The following is a 17,055-nucleotide window of genomic DNA, read 5'->3' as shown; positions in this document are numbered from 1 at the left end:
AGGTCCGAGATGAAACACGTGCAGGACCATGAAACAAGGGGTTCTTACCTGGCGCTGATGCTCGAACTCGCGGTTGATTTCGTTATCATGTATCTGGTGATGTACACGATGATCGCGACGCTCGATCACTTCTACCTCAATATCAACAACGTCTACATGACGCTTATGATGGTGGCGCCGATGGCTATCGTCATGCTCGTGGCAATGCGTTCCATGTTTCCGTCACGCCGCATGAACCTTGTCGTCGTGGCGATCACGGCCGTGATTTTCGTGGCTAGCTTCGCGGCCATGCGCAGCCAGGCCGCAGTCGACGATGAGGAGTTCCTGCGCTCGATGATCCCGCATCATTCCGGGGCAATCCTGATGTGCGAACAAGCGTCGCTCGCTGATCGTGAAATAGTCGAGCTGTGTGAGGGGATTGTGCAGTCGCAGATGGAAGAAATCGCTCGGATGCAAGCAATCTTGAAGCGATACTGATCTCGACGAGGATATAACCTCGACTTCATGGCGCGATTTTGGCCAGACAGCAGCGCCACGTTCCAGGCCGGACGAGATTGAATAGAGACGCTCGCAGTCGTTCTGAGCGGTGATCGCAGTAGGGGCCGCTGTCGGGCCACGCTTCGTTTTGCAGAAAACCACTTGACCTTCCAGTAACTGGAAGCCGTAGATGGAAGGGAAGTTGCCTTTTTGGAGTGCCCCATGACCGACCGTCACGATGACGCCACCCACGCCGACGTAGCGCATGGCTCGTGCTGTTCCTCGCACGGCTCCGTCGCGGCTGAAGCCGCGGTCGTGCGCGATCCGGTCTGCGGCATGACGGTCGATCCGGCGGCGGGAAAGCCTTCGGCGGCCTTCGGCGGCCACACCTATCATTTCTGTTCGGAAGGATGCCGAACGAAGTTCATGAAGGAGCCAGAGGCCTTTCTGAAGGCGACCGATCCGGTTTGCGGCATGACCGTCGAGCGCGCTACGGCGAAGCATTTCGCGCGCCACGAAGGCAAGGGTTTTTATTTCTGCTCGGCCGGCTGCAAGGGCAAGTTCGAGGCCGATCCTCAGAAATATCAGAGCGGCCAGCCGGCGCCGGAGCCGATGCCCAAGGGCACACAGTACACCTGCCCGATGCATCCAGAAATCATCCGCGACAAGCCCGGCTCCTGCCCGATCTGCGGCATGGCGCTGGAGCCGATGGGCGTGCCGACAGGCGATCAGGGCCCCAATCCGGAGCTGGTCGATTTCACCCGCCGCTTCTGGGTGAGCGCCGCGCTGTCGATCCCGCTGCTTCTGATCACCATGGGACCGATGCTGGGCCTGCCGTTCCGCGACTGGCTCGGCGAGCAGCCGGCAGCCTGGATAGAATTGGCGCTGGCGACGCCGGTCGTAGTCTGGGCGGCGATCCCGTTCTTTCATCGCGGCTGGGAATCCATCGTCAACAAAAGCCCGAACATGTGGACGCTGATCTCGATCGGCGTCGGCACCGCCTATGTCTACAGTGTTGTCGGGGCGCTTTTCCCGGATCTCTTTCCACACCAGTTCCGCGGCCATGGCGGCACGGTCCCGGTCTATTTCGAGGCAGCCGCGGTAATCGTCGCGCTGGTCTTTCTCGGCCAGGTGCTGGAGTTGAAGGCAAGGGAGCGCACCGGCTCGGCCATCCGCGCGCTTCTCGACCTCGCGCCGAAGACGGCCAGGCGGATTGCGGCGGACGGTTCGGAGGCAGACGTGCCGCTCGACGAGGTGAAGGCCGGCGAGCGGCTGCGTGTGCGGCCTGGCGACAGTGTGCCGGTCGACGGCACCGTGCTTGAGGGCCGTTCGGCGGTCGACGAATCGATGCTGACCGGCGAACCCGTTCCGGTCGAAAAGACAAAGGGCGACCCGGTGACCGGCGGCACGCTCAACAAGAACGGCACGCTGGTCATCGGCGCCGAGAAAGTCGGCGCCGACACGATGCTGTCGCGCATCGTCGAAATGGTCGCCAAGGCGCAGCGCTCGCGCGCGCCTATCCAGGGCCTTGCCGACCGCGTCTCATTCTACTTCGTGCCCACTGTCGTTCTCGTCGCCATCGTCGCCTTCATCGTCTGGGCCGTCTACGGGCCGCAGCCAAGCATGGTCTTCGCCATCGTCTCGGCCGTTTCGGTGCTGATCATTGCCTGCCCCTGCGCGCTCGGGCTGGCGACGCCGATGTCGATTATGACCGCGACGGGACGCGGCGCGCAGGCCGGCGTGCTGATCAAGGAGGCGGAAGCGCTTGAACGCTTCGCCAAGGTCGACACGCTGATCGTCGACAAGACCGGCACGCTGACCGAGGGCAAGCCCAAGCTGACCGACGTCTTCGGGATCGATGGCTTTGACGAGGCCGAACTGCTCGGCCTTGCCGCCAGCCTCGAGAAGGGTTCCGAGCACCCGCTTGCCGAGGCGATCGTCGATGGCGCGCGGGAGCGCGGCGCGACCGTCGAAGACGCGGCGGATTTCGAGGCCGTCACCGGCAAGGGCGTCAAGGGGAGCGTCAGGGGGCGCGCTGTCGCGCTCGGCAACGCGCTGCTTATGGACGATCTAGGCATCGGCCTCGCGGCGTCCAAGGACCGCGCCGACGCGCTGCGTTCGGAAGGAAAGACCGCGATGCTGGTCGCCGTCGACGGCAGGCTTGCCGGCTTCGTCGCCGTCGCCGATCCGATCAAGGCGACGACGGTGGAAGCGATCCGCGCGCTGCATGACAGCGGGCTCCGGATCATCATGGCGACGGGCGACAACGAGCGCACTGCGAAAGCGGTCGCGGCGAAGCTCGGCATCGACGAGGTGCGGGCCGATATGCTGCCCGAAAGCAAGAAGACGCTGATCGACGAGCTGCGTGCCAAGGGCGAAGGCGTCGCGATGGCTGGCGACGGCGTCAACGACGCACCCGCCTTGGCGGCGGCCGATGTCGGCATCGCCATGGGGACCGGCGCCGACGTCGCGGTCGAGAGCGCCGGCATCACGTTGGTCAGGGGCGACCTCAACGGCATCGTCCGGGCGCGGCGGCTGTCGCAGGCGACGATCCGCAACATCAAGGAGAACCTGTTTTTCGCCTTCGTCTACAACGCGCTCGGCGTACCGGTAGCGGCGGGTATTCTCTACCCGGTCTTCGGCACGCTGCTGTCGCCGATGATCGCGGCAGCGGCAATGAGCCTTTCGTCAGTTTCCGTGATCGGCAACGCGCTACGACTTCGTTCTTTGAAGCTCTGAGGTTAGATCATGAACATAGGAACCGCTGCAGAAAAATCCGGCCTGCCGCCAAAGACCATCCGATACTACGAGGACATCGGCCTTCTCAGGCCTGATCGTGCCGGCAACGGGTACAGGGACTATTCGACGGCCGACGTGCATCGCCTGCGCTTCCTGCAGCGGTCGCGAAGCCTTGGCTTCTCGGTGGAGGAATGCCGGCAACTCCTTTCGCTCTACGGCGACAAGGAGCGCGAGAGCGCGGATGTGAAGGCCATAGCGGAAGCCAAGCTCGCCGAAATCGACCGTAAGCTTGCGGAACTCGCCGGACTGCGGGACATGCTTCGGCATCTCGCCGACCATTGCAACGGCGATGACCGACCCGATTGCCCGATCATCGACGGCCTTGCGGGAAGCGGCACGGTTCAGTGAGGCGCGTCCCCGTCATTGCAGTAGTCCTTGTCGTCGCCGGGCTCGCCGCTAGGACGGCGCTTCCGGAGACCGCCGTCGCTCCAGTCGTCGCCGAGCGCCAGGCGTCGATGACGCCGACTAGGTGAGTTGGACAGCCAGCCGACAGGAACCCTGCAATGTTCGTACAGCCGGCTCATCCACTTCCATATCGGGAATTGCAAGACCAACAACAATGTCGAAGAGAAGGGCGGTGGCGGACTGATGGTCGTGATCGATGTGCAATCCTGAAGCTTTTCCGCAAAGCGAAAACATAGATGGATCTGTTTGCCGTATACGGCGGTCTGTTTGCTGCTGCCTTCACCGCGGCGACTATCCTGCCGGCGCAGTCGGAGGCTGCCCTTGCAGGGCTACTCGCGACGGGTTCCTTCTCGCCGGCAATGCTGGTTCTTGTCGCCAGCATAGGAAACATTCTTGGTTCGATGGTGAACTGGGCTCTTGGTCGAGGGATCGAACGCTTTCGCGACAGTCCCTGGTTTCCCGCCCGCCCCACGGCGCTCGACCGCGCCACGGGTTGGTATCGCCGCTATGGAAGATGGTCGCTCCTGTTAAGCTGGATGCCGATCATCGGCGATCCGCTGACCGTGGTCGCGGGGGTGTTGCGCGAGCCGCTGTGGAGCTTTGTCGCAATCGTCGCCCTCGCGAAGATCTCGCGTTATCTGGCTGTCGCCGGAGCGGTGCTGGGCCTGATGTAACTGACCATGCAGCGATCGTGACATGCAGTTGCGTTCACTTTTGGTTGCACTGCAACAACATGGGCGCAGGTTGTCTTGACAAATCAGGCGAACAATTGTCCGAAGGGCACGATGAGGAAACCTGGTCGAATCTCGATCTTGGGAAACATGCCGCTCCGAGCACTGCTGGCGGTCGTGTTCCTGGTCATGTCGGCTCTTCAGCCCAGTTTGTTTGCCACGGCCAATGCCACGGGTTTTCACAGCGACGCGGGCATGACTCTCCCTGCCGAAGACCACGAGATGAGCGGTCACGACCACGCCGCCGCTGCCGACGACTCAGACATGTCAGAGCACGATCACGGTACCAAGAATTCCAGCGAGAAAAGCTGCGAAGTCCATTGCGCGCCGGCCCATGCCGTGCCTGTCGATTGCCCCGACCTCGAGCGCGTTGTTTCCCGTTGCTTTGCGGCCGTCGTTGCCGAAGCCTCGGCAGGCGGCGAGTACACAGCGCATATAAGACCTCCCAGACACCTGGGCTGACGCGCCTCTCTGGGGCGTTCGCGCGCAGCGTCCGGAATCCGTTCCGGCGCAGCCAAACGCACACGTCAAGCTTAGGTCCACAATGAAAATCGCCAGTCTCGCGATCCTCGCATCGCTGTTCGTTTCCGGATGCGCGGCAACCATGCCGCCGGATATTCTTCCGGCCTTCAATCCGGCCGATCCCGTGCTGGGCATACGCGATGCCCAGTACCACCCGGTCATCGCCGACTATCACCACCGGGAACCGGTCGATCCGCAGAACTGGCGGCGCCTCAATGAAGAGCGCGCCCCAGCAAACCCGGGAGCCGGATCATGAAGCGGCGGTTCCTGACCATGGCTGCCGTGGCAACCATGCCCTTGATCTCGGCGGGATGCACCACCATCGGTGTCCTTGACGGCATTTCCGACCCCATGGCTGGCTTCACGACGGTCGCGGCGCGCGCCGAATCCATAACCGGCAAGAAAACGGTGTGGGTGCAGTCCAGCGAGGAGGCGCGCGCGGTCTCAGAGCGCGTGAAGCGCCTCGTCCAGAAGAAGACGATCGGCCCAGACGTCGCGGTGCAGGTCGCCTTGCTCAACAACAAGGGCCTGCAGGCCGCCTACGCTGAGATCGGCTTGTCGGCGGCCGACATGTGGCAGGAATCGATGCTGGTCAATCCGACGATTTCAGTCGGCATGATCGGCGTCGATCCTGTGCGGACGATTGAAGGGGCGGTGGTCAGCAATATCCTCGCGCTGGCGACCCGTGACCGGCGCGTCGCAGTCGCGGATGCGCGCTTCCGTCAGGCTCAACTCCGCGCCGCCGAGGAAACGCTACGGCTCGCCGCAGACACGCGGCGGGCCTGGATCAACGCCGTATCGGCCTGGGAAAGCGTTTCCTACTTGAATCAGGCGCAGGCCGCCGCCGATGCTGCCTCCGAACTCGCTCAAAAACTTGGCGAGACGGGCGCTTTCACAAAGACCGGCCAGGCCCGCGAACACGTCTTTTATGCCGTGATAACCGGTCAGGCGGCGGAGGCGCGGCTCGCCGCGCGGACCGCCAAGGAGGAGCTCACCCGCCTCATGGGCCTTTGGGGACCCGACGTCGATTATTCGGTCCCGAACGCGCTTCCAGGGTTGCCTAAAGGCGCCAAGGCCAAGCGCGCGATCGAGGTGGAGGCGTTAAGAAATCGCGTCGACCTTGAGATCGCGAAGCTTGAGCTGGAGGCGCTGGCGAAATCCTATGGACTGACCGAGGCGACGCGCTACGTCAGCGATCTGGAACTGCTTTCCGGCGTGGAGGTGGAACGCGAGGAGGCGGAGGAGGCGGAGGAGGGCGGAACCGAGACGAGTGTGTCACCCACTCTCGAGCTTGAGTTCGTCATTCCGATTTTCGACACCGGCCAGGCACGCATGCGCAAGGCCGAACTTGCCTACATGCAAGCTGCCAATCGGATGGCGGAAAAGGCGGTCAACATCCGATCCGAGGCGAGGTCTGCCTATGATGCTTACCGCTCGACCTACGACATCGCACGGCATTATCGAAACAGCGTTGTGCCGCTTCGTACCAAGATCGAAGCGGAGTCGGTCCTCACCTACAACGGCATGATCACCAACACGTTCGAACTTCTCGCGGACACCCGCGCGAAAATCAGCGCGATCATGCTTTCCCTCAACGCCAAGCGCAATTTCTGGCTGGCCGACGTCAATCTCGGAACCGCCATCCATGGTGGCGGCGCAAACTCGCCCGAAGGCGGCGACGCACCGGCCGCAGCCGAAGCGGGCGCCGAAGGCCACTGAACTCAAGGAGAAGAAAAATGCTTTCAAGACGTCAGTTGCTGGGCGCGGGAGCCTTGCTCGCCGGGGCCACGGCATGGACCAAGACCTCGGCGATGGGCTTGCCGGATGCGGCCGTCATGGAGTCTCCGGACATGCAGCCGCCGATCTTCCCGACGAGCGGACCCGACTACCAGCCGGTGGTCACTCTCAATGGTTGGACCCTTCCGCATCGCATGAACAACGGCGTCAAGGAATTTCACCTGGTCGCCGAGCCGGTGGAGCGGGAGCTGGCGCCGGGCTCGACTGCGTATCTGTGGGGCTATAACGGTCAATCCCCCGGTCCGACGATCGAGGCGGTCGAAGGCGACCGGGTCCGCATCTTCGTGACCAACAAGCTCCCCGAGCACACCACCATCCACTGGCACGGCATGATCCTGCCCAACGGCATGGATGGCGTGACTGGCCTTACCCAGCCTGGAATCCCGTCCGGCAAGACCTTCGTCTACGAGTTCGACCTCGTGAAGAGCGGGACCTTCATGTACCACCCGCACGCCGATGAAATGGTCCAGATGGCCATGGGCATGATGGGTTTCTTCGTCATTCACCCGAAGGACCCGAAGTTCATGCGGGTGGACCGCGATTTCGTCTTCCTGCTGAACGCCTTCGACATCGAGCCCGGGTCGTACGTCCCGCGCATCATGGAGATGACGGACTTCAATCTGTGGGCATGGAACAGCCGCGTATTTCCGGGGATCAGTCATCTTCCGGTGGCGAAAAACGACCGGGTCAGGGTCCGCGTGGGCAATCTGACCATGACCAATCATCCGATCCACATGCATGGCTACGACTTCGAGGTGACCTGCACCGATGGCGGCTGGGTCCGGCCGGAGGCGCGGTGGCCGGAAGTGTCGATCGACATCCCCGTCGGCGCCATGCGGGCGTACGAGTTCGAAGCCAAATACGAGGGCGACTGGGCGATCCATTGCCACAAGTCGCATCATACGATGAACGCCATGGGCCACGACGTGCCCACATTCATCGGCGTCGACAACTCGAAGGTCACCGACAAGATCCGCCGGGTCCAGCCCGAATACATGGCGATGGGTGACCGCGGCATGGCCGATATGGGCGAGATGGAAATGCCGCTTCCCGACAACACGATCCCGATGATGACCGGCTGGGGCCAATTCGGCGCCATCGAAATGGGCGGCATGTTCTCGGTCGTCAAGGTACGCGAGGGGCTCGCCTCGAACGATTACGCCGATCCGGGATGGTACCAGCATCCGGAGGGAACCGTGGCTTACGAGTGGAAGGGGGATGTCCCCGCTCCGACGAAATCAGGCGACGCAAAAACGATGGCCCCGGCAGCGCACGGCGGTCACGGCAAACAGGGATGAGAACCGAAACCCTCAACCTCAACAACGAGAGAAAGTGCAGCATGAAACATATAATCGCAGCGGCCGTTTTGATGGCGGTCAGTTCGGGAGCAGCTCTTGCCGGTGGAACCCACGCCGGAGGCCATGGCGACAAAGCCGCCACAATGGCGATCGGCAGCCCTGGCGAGGCCGGCAAGGCAAAGCGGACTGTCAACATCTCGATGTCGGAGACGGACGACGGGAAGATGATGTTCCAACCGGCCGTGCTCAAGGTGAAGCAGGGCGAGACCGTTCGTCTGAAGTTCGTCAACAAGGGCCAGGTCGACCACGAGTTCGTCATGGACGTCCATGAGGGGATCATGGAGCACAAGGCGCTGATGGAGAAGTTCCCCGAGATGGAGCACGCCGATCCCAACTCGATCCGCTTGGCGCCCGGCGCCAGAGGCGAGATCGTCTGGACCTTCGCAAACGCTGGCGAATTCGGGTTCGCCTGCCTGATTCCGGGTCACTACGATTCCGGCATGAAGGGCGATATCAGCGTCGCCCACTGAACTCCAAACCACAAAGGAAACAACCATGAAGCTAATGGCAAAGGCATTCGCAGCCCTCGCACTCGCGCTCGCCATCGGCGGGAGCGCGCTCGCTCAGGAATACGTGAAGGGCGAAGTCATCAAGGTCGACGCCAAGCAGAAAAAGCTGACGATCAAACATGAGCCGCTAACAAACCTCGACATGCCCGCAATGACGATGGTGTTCGTCGTCGCGGAGGACGGCATAATCGAGAAGGTTAAGGCGGGTCAGGCGATCGAGTTCACAGCCGACCGTGTCAACGGACGCATCACGGTCACCGGTATCAAGTGATCAGGAACAAGCGCCGCGGGTTGCAAAATCAACCCGCGGCCGCGGTCTGATCGGGCAATGCCGCGTGCACGGGTGTCACGATGAGGGAGCCGCGCAGAATGCTATCCAGAGGCTTTCTTTCCAATCATCGTGTGTGGAGCGGTTCAGAGGAAGAGCCATGGGATACTTCCGAGCCCCCACACCCACATATGCGGGATAATTGCAGCGAACGCGTGCACGGTGCTTTCCGGTGTCTTCATACCTTACAGCGCCGCTCGCGTCCGTCTCGACCAAACCAATAGCGACGTCGAAGTCATAGTCCCCGTCTTGCGAGACGCTATTGCTCTGCACGCTGAGCTGGACCGAAGTAGCATCTGGAAAATCGGCAGTGTAAAAGACCAGTTGCTCCGCCATCGAGGGCGTAGCCACCAACACGCCGGCAAAAAATGCAATGGCGCGCATATCCTCCTCCCGAGGATCCAAGACGAGACTATCACCTGTCGTATCGATTTTCGAATCGAATCTCCAATCGATCAAAGCGTGCGCAAAAGCGTCAGTGGCGACCGCTTGTGTGCGATTTCACAAGAAGGTCATAAACACCCGAGACACTATCGCGCGGTGGGTGCCTGTGCCAAAGGTAAACGATGACGAATTCGTTCGGTTTCGGAAGGGTGCTGTTGTTGCTGGCCGTGTTCGGGCTGGCCTTTGCGCCTTTGGGAGCTTCGACTTCGGGCGCTGTTGCCGGGTCGCCTTTATCCATCATGCAGGACGACATGCCCTGCTGCCCGGACGGCAAGCCAATGGTGCCGGACTGCGGCAAGGATTGCCCGCTCGCGGTCCTGTGCGTGTCGGGCCTCGTCAGCGTTCAGGTTCCCGAAACGCCGACGTTCGTCGTCCAAGCTCCGATCGGAGTGGAGTTCCTCGACGGCAGGGAAGCTGTCCTCTCGTCACTGATCGGCGAACCGCCCCCGAGACCACCCAAAGCCTGACTGGCAAATAGGCGCCTTTGGCGCCGGGATCCGTGCGGACTAATGCTGCACGGGCCGTTCGCGTGGCGTTTGTCATGCCCACGCCGTGCGCAAGCGCGGAACACTGTCAGGCGGAAACATTGATCATGAAATCGAAAATTTTCCCACGCGCCGCGATGCTGGCGCTCGCGTCCTTCATCGTAGCTTCCCAAGCGGCCAAAGCAGCGCAAGAGGACTACGAATTCCAGCTCGTTAAGAACGAGATCAAGGAAGGCGACGGTGCCGTCGTCGCCGTCAGGCTCCTCGACAAGAGGACAGGCGCTCCGGTGAACAACGCCGTCGTATTCGCCACCAGGATGGACATGGCTCCGGACGGAATGGAGGCAATGACTGCGCCGGTCGCGGCGCTGCCATCCGAGGAGGCCGGCACCTATCGCTTCAGGACCAACCTCATGATGGCTGGAGGCTGGCGCTTCTCCATCGCGGCGAAGGTCCAGGGCGAGACCGAAACGGTCGAGCGCCGCCTGGAATTCAAGGCCATCCAATGAAAAGGTTCGGCTCATTCCTGACCCTCGCCGTATTGGCGGCCGGGGCTGGCGCGGGCGGATACTCGGCCGGACAGCATGATCTGTCCGTCTCGGACGTCGTGCAAATGATCGAGACGGCCATCGGGCGCCCGCTCAGCGCGGAATCGATGCCGACGACTGCCGGTCCGGTTCCCTTTGGTCCCATCATTTACTACCGTCACCCCGACGGAGATCCCGCCTATTCGTCAACGCCGAAACGCACCGAGGACGGCCGGGATTTCGTCGCGGTCCTGGCGAGCGAAGACGTGAGCTTCGAGGTTCGCCCTGAGATCAAAGCAGCCGGCGGTGAAGCAACTGGGCTGAGTGGTCGGAAGATTCTCTACTACCGCAATCCCATGGGCCTGCCGGACACGTCTCCTGTGCCGAAGAAGGACTCCATGGGGATGGACTACATTCCCGTCCTCGAAGGCGAAGCGCATGACGGCTCGACGGTCAAGGTATCGGCAGGAAGGCTGCAACGGACAGGCGTGAAGACGGTACGCGCCACGAAGAGCGCCGTCGTGCGTCCGGTTCGGGTTCCCGGAACGGTCACGCTGGACGAGCGACGCGTCACAGTGGTCTCAACCCGCACGGAGGCCTTCATCGAGGAAGTGGCTGACATCACGACCGGGGAGGCTATCGAGAAAGGTCGCCCGCTTGTGCGCTTCTACGCCAGGGAAATTGCCCAGGCAGGTGCGCTCTATGCCGCCGACCTGAAGGGCGGCTCAGACCGCAACGCCGCCGCGGGCAGCTTGCAGCGTCTTGAAAATCTCGGCGTTCCAGCGGAAGCGATTGCTGAGATCGAGAAGTCGAAGAAGGTGCCGATCTCAGTGACGCTGATGGCGCCACGCAACGGCGTTGTCCTGGAGCGCATGGCCGTCGACGGCATGATGGCGGAGGCGGGCCAGACCCTGTTCCGGATCGCCGATGTCTCGACCCTCTGGGTGATGGCCGATGTGCCGGAATACGAGTTGAGTTCGGTTCGTATCGGGGACGAGGCGACCATCCGCATCCGCAGCCTTCCGGGCAAGGTGTTCGAAGGCAAGGTCGGTCTGATCTACCCCGAAATCCAGGGGCAGACCCGGACCGCGAGGATTCGCATCGAACTCCCCAATCCCGAGGGGCTGCTGCTTGCCAACATGTATGCCGAGGTGGAGATCGCGACGGGCGGCACTGATCCTGCCGTGACCGTGCCCGACAGCGCCATTATCGACACGGGGGACCGCCAGGTTGTGATCGTCGACAAGGGCGAAGGCAGCTTTGAGCCGCGCGACGTGAAGATCGGCATGCAAGGCGACGGTATGGTCGAGATCATGGAGGGCCTCGCCGAAGGCGAAAAGGTCGTCGTCTCGGCCAACTTCCTGATCGATGCCGAAAGCAACCTGAAAGCCGCGCTCAGCGCGCTGACGCCTGCGGAGGCGCAGCCATGATCGCCAAGCTCATCGCCTGGTCGGCACGCAACCTCGTCCTCGTCTTTTTTGCGACCGCGCTGGCGGTAATTGCGGGGATCTACTCGATCAGGACCTTGCCGCTCGATGCCATACCGGATCTCTCCGACGTCCAGGTCATCGTCTTCACCGATTATCCGGGCCAAGCCCCCCAGGTGGTCGAGGATCAAGTCACTTATCCGCTGACGACCTCAATGCTCACCGTTCCAAGATCCAAGGTGGTCAGGGGCTTCTCCTTCTTCGGGGTGTCCTTCGTCTACGTGATCTTCGAAGACGGCACCGATCCCTATTGGGCGCGGAGCCGAGTCCTCGAATATCTGAACGCGGCCGCAAGCCGTCTGCCCGATGGCGTTTCCCCGGCGCTCGGACCGGACGCGACGGGCGTCGGCTGGGTTTACCAGTACGCGGTCGTTGCCAAAGAACTGTCTCTCGCGGAACTCCGTTCCCTGCAGGACTGGGTCGTGCGCTTCGCAGTCTCGAAGGCGGAAGGCGTGTCCGAGGTCGCAAGCGTCGGCGGCTTCGTCAAGCAGTACTCGATCGTGGTCGATCCGTCGCGGATGCGCGCTCAGGGCGTGACGCTTTCGGAAATCGGCGAAGCGGTTCGCACCAGCAATATGGACACGGGCGGCCGCACGGTTGAAATCTCCGAGTTCGAATTCATGGTGCGTGGACGCGGCTACCTGAAGAGTGTGTCTGACATCGAAAGCATCGCGTTGAAGTCGGTCAGCGGCGTGCCGCTCAGGCTCGGCGATGTCGCCAAGGTCGAGATTGTGCCTGACGAGCGCCGCGGCATCGCCGAACTGAACGGCGAGGGCGAGGTCGCGAGCGGTATCGTGCTGCAGCGGGTCGGCGCGAACGCGCTGACCGTCATTGAGAATGCCAAGGAAAGTCTCGCTGAGATCGGAAGGAGCCTGCCTGAAGGTACCGAGATCGTGCCCGTATACGATCGTTCAAAGCTCATCGAGGCTGCGATCGAGACTCTGAAGTCGACGCTGGTGGAGGAGAGCATCGTCGTAGCCCTCGTCACCATCGTGTTCCTGCTTCATGTGAGGAGCGCATTGGTCGCCATCATCATGCTGCCCGTCGGCATCCTGATGGCTTTTGCCGCCATGAAGCTGCTTGGCCTCGGCTCCAACATCATGAGCCTCGGCGGCATCGCTATCGCCATCGGGGCGATGATCGACGCGGCGATCGTCATGATCGAGAACGCGCACAAGCACCTGGAACGGGCGCCTCCAGGCAAGCCCCGCATCGAGGTTTTGATCAAGGCTGCAGCCGAGGTCGGGCCAGCGCTGTTCTTCAGCCTGCTCATCATCACGGTCTCGTTCCTGCCGATATTCACGCTTGAAAGCCAGGAAGGCCGTCTGTTCGGTCCGCTCGCCTTCACCAAAACCTTCGCCATGGCGGCGGCGGCGCTGCTCTCGGTGACACTGGTGCCAGCCCTGATGGTGATGCTCGTGCGCGGCCGCATCGTGCCGGAGCACAGAAACCCGCTCAACAGGCTGCTTATCGGGCTCTATCGGCCGGTCATCGCCGGCGTGCTGAGGGCAAAGACGTTCACGATCCTGCTCGCGATTGTCGCCCTTGCAGTGACCGTCTGGCCCGCTCGTCAGCTCGGCAGCGAGTTCATGCCGAACCTCGACGAAGGAACGCTGATGTACATGCCGACGACGCTGCCGGGCCTGTCCGTCACCAAAGCCGCGGAACTGATGCAGATGCAGGACCGGATCATAAAATCGTTCCCGGAAGTAGAGTCCGTCTACGGCAAGGCGGGCCGGGCTCAGACAGCGACCGATCCCGCGCCGACCGAGATGTTCGAGACGATCATCAACCTCAAGCCGAAATCCGAATGGCGGCCCGGAATAACATCGGAAAGTCTGAAAACCGAGATGGACGCCGCGCTGCAGTTTCCGGGTGTGTCGAACGCCTGGACGATGCCGATCCGCGCCCGCATCGACATGCTGTCGACGGGCATACGCACGCCCGTCGGGGTCAAGGTCTACGGCACCGACCTCGGCGAGATGGAAAATGTCGCACGCCAGATCGAGGCAGTGCTCAGGGCAGTGCCTGGCACGTCCAGCGCCTATGCCGAGCGGGTGATTGGCGGCTACTATCTTGATATCATCCCTGACCGGACCGCGTTGGGCCGCTATGGCCTGTCGATCGGCGATGTTCAGGATGTGATCTCCATGGCGCTCGGCGCAAAGGCGATCACGTCCACTGTCGAGGGCCGCGAACGTTATGGCGTCGCCATCCGCTATCCGCGCGCCCTTAGAAGCGATCCCGGGGCGATCGCCCGCGAAGTGCAGATCGCACTGCCTGGCGGCGGCTTCGTACCACTCGGAGAAGTCGCCAAAGTCGAACTCACGCGCGGCGCGACCTCGATCCGCACCGAGAACGGACAACTTGCGGTCTACATCTTCGTCGACATCGCCGGCCGCGACCTTGGCGGCTATGTCAGCGAGGCGCAGCAGGCGGTCGCCGCCGAGGTGAAGCTGCCGCCGGGTTATTCGGTCGCCTGGAGCGGGCAGTTCGAATATCTCGAACGTGCCCAGGCGCGGCTGAAGATCGTCGTGCCGCTAACGCTCGCGCTCATCTTCCTGCTGCTCTACCTCAACTTCCGCGCGCTGACCGAGACACTGATCGTCATGCTGTCGCTGCCCTTCGCAATCGTCGGCGGCATTTGGATGATGTGGTGGCTGGGCTTCAACATGTCGGTGGCGGTCGCGGTGGGCTTCATTGCGCTCGCCGGCGTGGCAGCCGAAACCGGGGTCATCATGCTGATCTATCTCGACAACGCGTGGAGCGAAGCGAGGGCCAGATGTGCGGCCGGGAAGCGGAGTTTGACCAAGATGGACCTTAACGCGGCGATCATGTTCGGTGCCGTCGAGCGCGTACGTCCGAAGATGATGACCGTCGTCGCCATCATGGCGGGCCTGCTACCGATCCTGTGGAGCACGGGCACCGGATCGGAGGTCATGCAGCGGATAGCCGTGCCCATGATCGGCGGCATGATTTCTTCAACGCTCCTGACGCTCGTCGTGATTCCGGCCGTCTACGGCATCGTCAAGGGCTGGCGGTTGCCGAGCCGGAGTGTGGTCGACGAGCCAAGAGCAGACGCTGAGCTGAAGTTGGCCGCGGAATAGGAGCGACAATGATGGATCAGGTGATGTCGGGCGGAATGTGGGGAATGGGCTTGGCAGGCTTCATTCTCCTCGCTCTGGTCGTGCTGGTGATCGCTGCCCTGGTCAAGTTCGTCTTCTTCAGATGAGTAAGGAGGGCGCGCGGTCTGAACCGGGCGCCCTCAGACGAAATTCTAGGCTGCCATTTTCCGGCAGCTCTCCGCGCAGCGACGGCAGGCCTCGACGCATTCCTGCATGTCGCCAATGCGCTCGCAGTCATCCGCACATTCGTTGCAGATCTCGGCGCATTCGCCACAGGTATGCTTGTGGTGCTCGGAACCGATGAGCATGAAATGCGCCGATGTCCGGCAGACCTCGGCGCACGCCATCATCAACGTGAAGTGCCGCTTTTCGGTGTGTTGGCCGCCTAGTTCCAGGCAGTGGCCCATCGCGGTCGAAAGGCACACGGAATAACAGCGCAGGCATTCGTCAATGCAGCTTTTCATTTCGGGGGTAAGGTGATGCATGGAAGGTGTCCTTTGTTCGAGTCTAGTAGCGCGCCTTCGACGTCTCCTGACGATCATTTTGCGTTGGCTTGAAGCCACTGCTTGAACTCGCCGATTTCCTTGGTCTGGGCGTCGATGATCGTCTGAGCCATTTTCTTGGCTTCATCATTGTCGCCATACTTCAGTTCGACTTCAGCCATATCGATCGCGCCCTGATGATGCGCGATCATCCCACAAGCGAAGGCGACGTCGGGGTCTTTGGCCATCATGCCCTGCATCATGGCAGGATGCATCTTCATCATCGCCGCCATGTTGGCCTTGTGCGCTTCATCCATGCCCGACATGTCCATGCCGGCCATTCCTGGCATGGTGTGCCCCGCTGATGCGCCTTCAGCCTGACCGCATTGCTCGGGCAGGGGCGTCGAAGCCATAGGCTGGTCGGAGGATTGCTGAGCGAACGCCGCCGAGGCAAATTCCGAGAGCAGCGCTGCCGTGGCGATCGTAAGTTTAGTCGTGGTCATGATTTGTCTCCTGAATGCTTGAACAATGACGCGCGGCGCCAAGGTCTCGTCTCGGCACCGGCTCGTGGCATGAATCCGTTTGCGGTTTTGGAGGTCGGTCCAACCGGTCAGGGATCCGCGAGCCGGGCAGGCCGGCAGTCTCAATGCGGACTGGAGATTTCAGAAGCAAACCTGCAGCGAAGCAGCTGAAAAAGGCTGCCTTCGCCCGCCGAAGAACCTGCACGAGTGCAACGCATGACATGCTGCGTAACGGGAAGCGTGGAAACTTTGTTCCGATGTAGCGGAGCGCCGGTTTAGACGGGCTGCCTCTATGGATGCGGAGCCATGGTCCCCTCATGTTGCTTGTGCCACCCATAGGGGGTCAGGCCTCGCGGCTTGTACAGCGACAGAACCACGGGCACGAGTAAGACGAGCAGCCCTCCAGCGGCGTGGATCACAGGGGAGAACCTCAGCCCCCGAAGATCCGCGCTGGATAACATCGTCTCTGCAGAGACATCTGCCAAATAGCCGATCAGCTCCAGCTGAAGCAGCAGCACGATGGTGACAAGCACGTTCAGCAGTAGTTTCGCCACGACCCAATAGTGGCGGAACAGGCCCCATGAAGTGCCCAGTGACTGGACAAGCCCGGTAACCAATGAGGCCAGGACCAGCGGAACGATGGCGTACCAGACGGTCAACTCCATCGCGAGATAGGCGGCGCGCACCACCTGCGGATCTGGGCTGGTCAGGCCGGCGACGGCGAGAGCCAGGAAGCCGGCGACCGCACCGAGAGTGCCGACCGAGGACGTGACATGCACGATAAGCGCGAACTTTCGGAGCCAGGGCGTCATCATCATGGCTGTTGCATGCCAGGCTCTGGAACGCTGGAGGATGACGGCAGGTGCCGACCGGGACCGTGGGGTCCGCCGACGCCGGTGAAGAGCGCAGCGATAACCAGCAGAACCAGGATGATCGCGATGATCCCCGTGATTTTCACCCAGCGGGGCGCGCCGGGGTAGGGAGGCGGGTCGCCCATGTGCGTTCCCTCCGTCGTGTGGTGTCGCCGTTTTAATGACAGCTCGATTTTTATCGATACG

The 17,055-nt window shown here is 62.0% G+C and carries 18 protein-coding genes; 14 read left to right on the top strand and 4 right to left on the bottom strand.

Translation table 11 applies throughout. The features are described 5' to 3' along the window. Positions 1–9: 9 nt before the first annotated feature. The 10 genes from EN807_RS03630 (at position 10) to EN807_RS03585 (ending at position 8,869) form a co-directional block, all read left to right on the top strand. The gene (locus EN807_RS03630; protein WP_135933915.1) at positions 10–477 is read left to right on the top strand and encodes a DUF305 domain-containing protein; all 468 of its coding nucleotides are present in this window, start codon (positions 10–12) and stop codon (positions 475–477) included. A 222-nt stretch (positions 478–699) separates the two neighbouring features. Then, positions 700–3,216: a heavy metal translocating P-type ATPase gene (locus EN807_RS03625; RefSeq protein WP_135933914.1), complete on the top strand. Its 2,517-nt coding sequence runs from the start codon at positions 700–702 to the stop codon at positions 3,214–3,216. Between the two features lie 9 nt (positions 3,217–3,225). After that, a complete protein-coding gene (gene cueR, locus EN807_RS03620) occupies positions 3,226–3,624 on the top strand; it encodes a Cu(I)-responsive transcriptional regulator (protein WP_135933913.1) in 399 nt (132 codons plus the stop codon). A 293-nt stretch (positions 3,625–3,917) separates the two neighbouring features. After that, entirely contained in the window at positions 3,918–4,355 is a 438-nt protein-coding gene (locus EN807_RS03615; RefSeq protein ID WP_128238978.1) for a YqaA family protein, read from the top strand. Between the two features lie 75 nt (positions 4,356–4,430). Further along, positions 4,431–4,874, top strand: a complete 444-nt coding sequence (locus EN807_RS03610; RefSeq protein WP_135933912.1) for a hypothetical protein — start codon at positions 4,431–4,433, stop codon at positions 4,872–4,874. Positions 4,875–4,956: 82 nt separating this feature from the next. Then, entirely contained in the window at positions 4,957–5,190 is a 234-nt protein-coding gene (locus EN807_RS03605; RefSeq protein ID WP_135933911.1) for a hypothetical protein, read from the top strand. Then, positions 5,187–6,653 carry a TolC family protein gene (locus tag EN807_RS03600; protein WP_135933910.1) on the top strand — a complete coding sequence of 489 codons (1,467 nt, stop codon included), beginning with the start codon at positions 5,187–5,189 and terminating at the stop codon, positions 6,651–6,653. The genes EN807_RS03605 and EN807_RS03600 overlap by 4 nt, the downstream gene beginning before the upstream one ends. Positions 6,654–6,670: 17 nt before the next feature. Next, the gene (locus EN807_RS03595; RefSeq protein ID WP_127317561.1) at positions 6,671–8,029 is read left to right on the top strand and encodes a copper oxidase; all 1,359 of its coding nucleotides are present in this window, start codon (positions 6,671–6,673) and stop codon (positions 8,027–8,029) included. Positions 8,030–8,070: 41 nt separating this feature from the next. Further along, positions 8,071–8,559: a cupredoxin family protein gene (locus tag EN807_RS03590; protein ID WP_135933909.1), complete on the top strand. Its 489-nt coding sequence runs from the start codon at positions 8,071–8,073 to the stop codon at positions 8,557–8,559. Positions 8,560–8,584: 25 nt separating this feature from the next. Continuing rightward, positions 8,585–8,869: a copper-binding protein gene (locus EN807_RS03585; protein WP_135933908.1), complete on the top strand. Its 285-nt coding sequence runs from the start codon at positions 8,585–8,587 to the stop codon at positions 8,867–8,869. 75 nt (positions 8,870–8,944) lie between these two features. Here the strand turns inward: EN807_RS03585 and EN807_RS03580 are convergent, their stop codons facing one another. Beyond that, positions 8,945–9,310, bottom strand: coding sequence for a hypothetical protein (locus tag EN807_RS03580; RefSeq protein WP_127317558.1), 366 nt, complete (start codon positions 9,308–9,310; stop codon positions 8,945–8,947). 215 nt (positions 9,311–9,525) lie between these two features. On the opposite strand from EN807_RS03580, the gene EN807_RS03575 reads away from it, so the two are divergent. The 4 genes from EN807_RS03575 (at position 9,526) to EN807_RS03560 (ending at position 14,976) form a co-directional block, all read left to right on the top strand. Then, on the top strand, positions 9,526–9,837 hold the full coding sequence (locus tag EN807_RS03575) for a hypothetical protein (RefSeq protein ID WP_135933907.1): 312 nt from the start codon (positions 9,526–9,528) through the stop codon (positions 9,835–9,837). 125 nt (positions 9,838–9,962) lie between these two features. After that, the gene (locus EN807_RS03570; protein ID WP_135933906.1) at positions 9,963–10,364 is read left to right on the top strand and encodes a FixH family protein; all 402 of its coding nucleotides are present in this window, start codon (positions 9,963–9,965) and stop codon (positions 10,362–10,364) included. After that, positions 10,361–11,812 carry an efflux RND transporter periplasmic adaptor subunit gene (locus EN807_RS03565; RefSeq protein ID WP_135933905.1) on the top strand — a complete coding sequence of 484 codons (1,452 nt, stop codon included), beginning with the start codon at positions 10,361–10,363 and terminating at the stop codon, positions 11,810–11,812. The genes EN807_RS03570 and EN807_RS03565 overlap by 4 nt, the downstream gene beginning before the upstream one ends. Then, the gene (locus EN807_RS03560) at positions 11,809–14,976 is read left to right on the top strand and encodes a CusA/CzcA family heavy metal efflux RND transporter (protein WP_135933904.1); all 3,168 of its coding nucleotides are present in this window, start codon (positions 11,809–11,811) and stop codon (positions 14,974–14,976) included. Before EN807_RS03565 ends, EN807_RS03560 begins: the two co-directional genes overlap by 4 nt. A 170-nt stretch (positions 14,977–15,146) precedes the next feature. Here EN807_RS03560 and EN807_RS36350 read toward each other — a convergent pair whose 3' ends face one another. The 3 genes from EN807_RS36350 to EN807_RS03545 form a co-directional block, all read right to left on the bottom strand. After that, positions 15,147–15,479: a four-helix bundle copper-binding protein gene (locus tag EN807_RS36350; RefSeq protein ID WP_135933903.1), complete on the bottom strand. Its 333-nt coding sequence runs from the start codon at positions 15,477–15,479 to the stop codon at positions 15,147–15,149. 53 nt (positions 15,480–15,532) lie between these two features. Continuing rightward, positions 15,533–16,021 carry a DUF305 domain-containing protein gene (locus tag EN807_RS03550; protein ID WP_246684007.1) on the bottom strand — a complete coding sequence of 163 codons (489 nt, stop codon included), beginning with the start codon at positions 16,019–16,021 and terminating at the stop codon, positions 15,533–15,535. Between the two features lie 266 nt (positions 16,022–16,287). Next, complete coding sequence (locus EN807_RS03545; RefSeq protein WP_135933902.1) at positions 16,288–16,815, bottom strand: hypothetical protein; 528 nt, start codon at positions 16,813–16,815, stop codon at positions 16,288–16,290. Positions 16,816–17,055: the final 240 nt, after the last annotated feature.

Source organism: Mesorhizobium sp. M5C.F.Ca.ET.164.01.1.1 (genome assembly GCF_004792125.1).
Classification (GTDB): Bacteria; Pseudomonadota; Alphaproteobacteria; order Rhizobiales; family Rhizobiaceae; genus Mesorhizobium; species Mesorhizobium wenxiniae.
The sequence above is the reverse complement of the archived record's forward strand: the minus strand, read 5'-3'. Positions and strand labels throughout refer to the sequence as shown.

Excerpts from the sequence above, each read along its gene's own strand:
- EN807_RS03570 (WP_135933906.1), top strand. The coding sequence starts at position 9,963 with ATGAAATCGAAAATTTTCCCACGCGCCGCGATGCTGGCGCTCGCGTCC.
- EN807_RS03600 (WP_135933910.1), top strand. The coding sequence starts at position 5,187 with ATGAAGCGGCGGTTCCTGACCATGGCTGCCGTGGCAACCATGCCCTTG.
- EN807_RS03625 (WP_135933914.1), top strand. The coding sequence starts at position 700 with ATGACCGACCGTCACGATGACGCCACCCACGCCGACGTAGCGCATGGC.
- EN807_RS03545 (WP_135933902.1), bottom strand. The coding sequence starts at position 16,815 with ATGATGATGACGCCCTGGCTCCGAAAGTTCGCGCTTATCGTGCATGTC.
- EN807_RS03580 (WP_127317558.1), bottom strand. The coding sequence starts at position 9,310 with ATGCGCGCCATTGCATTTTTTGCCGGCGTGTTGGTGGCTACGCCCTCG.
- EN807_RS03560 (WP_135933904.1), top strand. The coding sequence starts at position 11,809 with ATGATCGCCAAGCTCATCGCCTGGTCGGCACGCAACCTCGTCCTCGTC.
- EN807_RS03615 (WP_128238978.1), top strand. The coding sequence starts at position 3,918 with ATGGATCTGTTTGCCGTATACGGCGGTCTGTTTGCTGCTGCCTTCACC.
- EN807_RS03565 (WP_135933905.1), top strand. The coding sequence starts at position 10,361 with ATGAAAAGGTTCGGCTCATTCCTGACCCTCGCCGTATTGGCGGCCGGG.
- EN807_RS03585 (WP_135933908.1), top strand. The coding sequence starts at position 8,585 with ATGAAGCTAATGGCAAAGGCATTCGCAGCCCTCGCACTCGCGCTCGCC.
- EN807_RS03595 (WP_127317561.1), top strand. The coding sequence starts at position 6,671 with ATGCTTTCAAGACGTCAGTTGCTGGGCGCGGGAGCCTTGCTCGCCGGG.
- EN807_RS36350 (WP_135933903.1), bottom strand. The coding sequence starts at position 15,479 with ATGCATCACCTTACCCCCGAAATGAAAAGCTGCATTGACGAATGCCTG.
- EN807_RS03590 (WP_135933909.1), top strand. The coding sequence starts at position 8,071 with ATGAAACATATAATCGCAGCGGCCGTTTTGATGGCGGTCAGTTCGGGA.
- EN807_RS03630 (WP_135933915.1), top strand. The coding sequence starts at position 10 with ATGAAACACGTGCAGGACCATGAAACAAGGGGTTCTTACCTGGCGCTG.
- cueR (WP_135933913.1), top strand. The coding sequence starts at position 3,226 with ATGAACATAGGAACCGCTGCAGAAAAATCCGGCCTGCCGCCAAAGACC.
- EN807_RS03605 (WP_135933911.1), top strand. The coding sequence starts at position 4,957 with ATGAAAATCGCCAGTCTCGCGATCCTCGCATCGCTGTTCGTTTCCGGA.